This window comes from Methanosarcina sp. 2.H.T.1A.6 (genome assembly GCF_000979455.1).
Classification (GTDB): domain Archaea; phylum Halobacteriota; class Methanosarcinia; order Methanosarcinales; family Methanosarcinaceae; genus Methanosarcina.
Map to the genome: position 1 here is coordinate 1 of NZ_JJOY01000025.1, position 4,890 is coordinate 4,890.

Consider the following 4,890-nt stretch of genomic DNA (forward strand, 5'->3'; position numbering starts at 1 on the left):
GGGAAGAAGTAAAAAATCATTTCAAGCCTAAGAAAGGCTTTTTAATTGTTGATGATTCAACATTAGATAAACCATACGCAAAAGAAATGGCTTTTGTTCGTCGTATGGGAGTGGAAAATACCATCGTACTGTAAAGGGGATAGGTCTGGTTACCTTAGTTTGGATAGACGGTACAACCGTTATACCTCTAGATTTTAGGAATTATAACATCGATGAAGACGACAAAACAAAGAATGACCATTTCCTCTATATGCTTGACAAAGCCGAAGAACGTGGTTTTAAGCCTGAATTTGTTTTGTTTGATACATGGTATGCAAGTGTGAAAAACCTTAAAGCCGTTAGAAATAAAAAATGGTATTTTCTCACAAGGTTTAAGAAAAATCGTTTGGTAAATCCTGACAACGAGGGAAATGTACCACTTGAAACAGTAGATATTCCTCTAAAAGGACTTTTGGTTCATCTGAAAGCATATGGGTTTGTAAAGGTGTTTCGGATAGTTTCAAAAGACGGAGACATGCAACACTGGGTTACAGATGTGCAGGATATGGATGAATCAAAACGTGAAGACTTGGCAAAGAAGTCATGGGAAATTGAGGAATAGCATAGAGAGGGATAAAGCAGTTCTGTGGTGTAGAAAAATGTCCGGCAAGAAAGGATGGGTCACAAAGAGCGCATATAATGTTCTCATTAAGAACTTTTCTCAGACTGGAATTACAAAGAATCAAAAGTGGAATATCCGGGTTTGAACGCGCCATGAAAATTCAAAGAGTAGTAGTGACCGCATATTTAAATAACTCTACATACATATTGAATTAATTAACGGATTATGGAAGTTGGTAACAACGATGTGCTAAGTGCCAACTGCGTAACTCCTACTGTAATAGATAGGCATAGTAAAAATCAAGTGATTAAATGACCTCACAACCTTCAATCTCCGTTATTGTAGCCGTGTATAATGGTGCCAAAACATTACAACGCTGTATCGATAGCTTATATGATCAGACTTATCTAAATAAAGAGCTCATTGTCATTGATGGGGGTTCCACAGATGGTACCATAGATATCCTGAGAGCCAACAACGACAAAATTACTTACTGGCAATCAGAGCCGGATAACGGCATTTACAATGCGTGGAATAAGGCTCTGGATCATGTTAGTGGGGATTGGATATACTTTTTGGGGTCTGACGATTATCTCTGGAAAAGTACTGTATTTGAAGAAATTGTACCGCATCTTGTCAGGGCAGAATCTGAAAATATAAGGCTGGTGTATGGGCAGGTTGCAAGAGTAACAGAAAATGATGAGATTTGTTGTATCGATGGTTACTCGTGGGAGTACACATGGAGGGGCATTGTTGCAGATGGAATATGCACCTTTACACATCAAGGAATGTTCCACCATTGCAGTCTCTTTGAGATCTATGGAAAGTTTGATGAAGCCTTTCGGATTGCAGGAGATTATGAATTGCTTATTCGAGCCTTTAAGGAAGGTGGAGATGCTCTTTTTTTAAATGGATTGATTGTTGCGGGAATGCAAACTGGAGGAATTACTGCCAACTGTATAAAGTTGGTTAAAGAAATTGCCAAAGCACGGCGAAATAATCGATTGAGAGTTATTACAATTCCATGGCTCATATCCTATGCCTGGGCTATATGTCATCCAATTTTAAATTATCTGATTGGAGATAAGAATGCCAGGTATTTGGTTAACTTTGGAAAACGCTTTGTTGCAGTTCTTTCTTATAAACAAAATGCTATTATGGAACACCATACTGATTAATGCATTGATTCGGGATTATGCTTATATGCTTGCGATTTCCTGATTTCAAAGTAAACCACTATTTTTGTTCCTCCTGGTGATGTTGAGTCTATCCGAAAAGCCGTCCTGAATATGTTTGGGAATACAAAATTTTATGGCGCTTCTGAGACTCAGTACCAAAATCCAGTGATGAATGTAAAATGAAGTCAAAAACTATATTTTTGCGAATTTTGACTGGATCAATAGCTTGATAGTAGCAAAAAGGAATAAAATTACATCTAATATATAACAAATTTTTCTAAATTTAAATGAATTGTCAAGCCCAATTGAACCAAATAGAAGGGAAATATTCAGTATCAATTAGTGGGCACTGTCAAACTTAGGATACACTTATAAACCGTTACACTGAATTAATACAATCGATCTGATGCTTACTTCTCAATTTATGTTGAACTGCAAAAATGTACCTCTTAAAGGGGATTATCATGAATTCTGAAAGTCCTACATCAGCATTCAATACAAAAATTAAATCCAGCTGGCCATATACCCTAGCAGTTTCGATAATTGGCCTTTTAGCTCTGTGGATTAGAATACTTCCGGCAGACTCGGTGTTTTTGTCCAATGACTTTGTAAGATTCGGGGGAAACGATCCATGGTACCATATGCGGACGGTTAATGTCCTTCTTGAAAACTATCCTCAAAGGATGTTTTTCAACCCCATGACCAACTATCCCTACGGGAGTTACATCCACTTCGGCCCGTTATTTGATCAGATGATCGCAATTATTTCCCTGGTCCTGGGAATGGGAAACCCCAGCCCTGAACTTGTTAACTGGGTAGGGGCTTACTTCCCCGCAGTGCTCGGAGCCCTTACTGTAATTCCTGTTTACTATATCGGAAAATATCTTGGAGGCCATAAAACAGGCATATTGGCTGCAATTTTAATCGCCTTTGCTCCAGGACAATTTTTGTCCCGTTCAATGATTGGCTTTACGGATCATCATGTAGCCGAGTCTCTATTCAGTACCTTTTTTATCATGTTTTTCATGCTGGCTTTGATTTCTGCAAAGAGAACAAAGCTAAGTTTTGAACATGTAGCTAATAAAAAATTTGATGCCCTGAAAGAGCCTCTTATATACTCAATTATAGCCGGGATCATGTATTCAGCTTATCAGCTTTCGTGGCCTGGAGCTTCTCTTTTCTTATTGATCGCTCTGGTTTATGCCGTGATCCAGTATATCCTTGATAACTTCCATGGTGAGTCAAGTGATTACCTCGGGTTCACAGGTATAATCACATTTTTAGTAAGTACACTACTTATACTCCCATTTGTCCATCCTGAAATGGGCTTTTCGATGTTTTTTTACTCATGGTTCCATGTTGCCACTGCTTTTGGAGCAATGACATATTTTATAGCTTTGAGTTTTATTGAAAGGGAGTTCAAAAAAAGAAACTTAAAGGCTTATTATTATCCTCTGGCAATATTCGGAATCTTTATCTTTGGGCTTATTGCAGCAAAAATTGCGGCCCCATCCATTTACTCGCTGGTTATAAGTGCTCCTCATTCTATTTTTGGAATTAAAACTGGAGGAATGGCAACAATTGGTGAAGTTTCCTCTATATTTTACTTCTCTGAAATATTTTCTTTCGATAAGGTTTATGAATATTTTACAGCTCCTGCTTTCTTCGCTTCGATCGCGGGAATGATTCTCCTGACAATAAGTCTCATCCGGAAGCCGAAACCTGAAGAATTGCTGGCTCTGATATGGGGGCTTCTCATATTCATGGCAATTTATGGCCAGAACCGTTTTGCGTACTACTATTCAATTAATGTAGCAGTTCTCAGTGCTTATTTAGGAGGTCGGTTCCTTGATCTTGTAAAATGGGACCGGCTTGAAGAAAGCTTCCAGGCTAATGTAAAATCGCTTAAAGATTTACCTAATTTCTTCAAATTTGTAAAAATAGAACAGGTCTTTGCAGTCTTTACCATATTCCTGGTGCTGGTTCTCCCGGAGTACGGCGCTGCAATAAAGTATACAACAGGCACGGGAGGTCCCAACGGCCCATGGATTGAATCCACTCTCTGGCTTCGCTATAATACTCCTGATCCGGGAATGGCCTACAACGAAATTTACGAAGCCCCCGAGAACGGCGAACTCTTCCAGTATCCGGATACTGCGTATGGGGTCATGTCCTGGTGGGACTACGGACATTGGATTGAAACGATTGGGCACAGAATGCCAAATGCCAACCCTTTCCAGGCCGGAATTGGAGGGCGCAGAGGAAGTACTGAAGACGAAAACCTGCCTGGTGCTTCCACTTTCTTTACCGCTCCGTCGGAAGAAGAAGCAACAGCAGTTCTTGAAGCCGTTCACCCGGATCCTGACAAAGCCGGAGCTCGATACATTGTATCCGACATAGAAATGGCTTCTTTATTTAACGGAAAAGTTAACCCAAAATTTATGCCTATGACTGCCTGGACCCTTGATGAAGAAGGGTACTATGCCCAGTACCGGGTAGGTGCCAACTCTCAAATCCTTCCGACAATGCGTTATTACAACTCAATGGAATCCAGGCTTCACTTTTTTGATGGGAATGGCATGAAGCAGTATCGTTTGGTTCACGAGTCCTGGGCGGGTCAGAGTGACGAGGTCGGATACAAACAGGTGTACAACTACCTCTTCGGAGGCAGTATCCCTGAGACAGATACAGGGTATGTTAAGGTTTTCGAATACGTTAAGGGCGCAAAAATAACCGGGAGCGCTTCCCCTAACGAAACAGTTAATATCAAAACGACAATTCTAACGGGCCAGGGACGGACTTTTGACTATTCCCAGTCGACAACTTCGGATTCTGAAGGCCGGTATGAGTTTACGGTCCCCTATTCTACCGAAGGTCCGATTTCCGGGGAAACTCAGTTCGATACTGCTCCGGCAGGTGCTTATGTAGTAAGTTACGGGAATACGACTACAGAAGTAAGGGTAAGTGAGGTAGCCGTATTAAAAGGAGAAGATGTACAGGTCTGAACCAGTCTGATGCATGCGGTTTGGAGCTCTACTGAGTTTTTATCCTTTCTCTTACCTTCCACTTTTTACGGCTCTATTACTGTCTCTTATACACATCTCCGAGCCC

3 protein-coding genes are annotated in these 4,890 nt (G+C 40.6%); all 3 read left to right on the top strand.

Annotation, left to right across the window (positions count from 1 at the left end):
* The first annotated feature begins 163 nt into the window (after positions 1–163).
* The 3 genes from EO98_RS17780 to EO98_RS06875 all read left to right on the top strand — a co-directional run bounded on the left by EO98_RS17780 (position 164) and on the right by EO98_RS06875 (position 4,784).
* Positions 164–601, top strand: a complete 438-nt coding sequence (locus EO98_RS17780; protein WP_235283664.1) for a transposase — start codon at positions 164–166, stop codon at positions 599–601.
* Between the two features lie 311 nt (positions 602–912).
* Complete coding sequence (locus EO98_RS06870; protein ID WP_052734544.1) at positions 913–1,779, top strand: glycosyltransferase family 2 protein; 867 nt, start codon at positions 913–915, stop codon at positions 1,777–1,779.
* Positions 1,780–2,243: 464 nt separating this feature from the next.
* Positions 2,244–4,784 (top strand): oligosaccharyl transferase, archaeosortase A system-associated, encoded by a 2,541-nt coding sequence (locus EO98_RS06875; RefSeq protein ID WP_048141410.1) that lies wholly within the window; start codon positions 2,244–2,246, stop codon positions 4,782–4,784.
* Positions 4,785–4,890: the final 106 nt, after the last annotated feature.